Origin of the sequence: Brucella tritici (genome assembly GCF_902825325.1) — a bacterium.
In the GTDB taxonomy this organism is placed as follows: Bacteria; Pseudomonadota; Alphaproteobacteria; order Rhizobiales; family Rhizobiaceae; genus Brucella.
Genome location: NZ_CADEAR010000078.1, coordinates 1 through 447, shown reverse-complemented (window position 1 = coordinate 447; position 447 = coordinate 1). Strand labels below are relative to the sequence as shown.

Below are 447 nucleotides of genomic sequence, written 5' to 3'. Positions count from 1 at the left end.
GTTGACGGCAATCTCGACAATGTCGACTGCGATTATCAGGGCAAGTACGCTTTTGCCACCTGCTACAATTCGGAGGAGGGCACGACGCTCGCCGAAATGATGTCGAGCGAGCAGGACTGGATCGTAATCTTCAACCTGAAGCGTATCGAAGAGGCGGTTGCCAAGGGCGATTTCAAGGAAATCAACGGTGTACCGGTCATCGATGGACGTCACGGTTCCAAGTATACCCGTTACATTCCCGTGCCGAACAGCCCGCATGGTATCAACACCGCGCCAGACGGTATCCACGTGGTCGCCAACGGTAAGCTATCGCCGACCGTTACCGTGTTCGACGTTCGCAAGTTCGACGAACTTTTCGACGACAAGATCAAGCCCCGCGATGCAGTAGTTGCGGAACCGGAACTCGGACTTGGGCCATTGCATACCGCTTATGATGGCAAGGGCAAC

Annotated in this window: 1 pseudogene; it reads left to right on the top strand. The window is 55.0% G+C overall.

Annotation, left to right across the window (positions count from 1 at the left end):
* A pseudogene (locus HWX93_RS22740) lies at positions 1–447 on the top strand (TAT-dependent nitrous-oxide reductase); the annotation flags it as partial.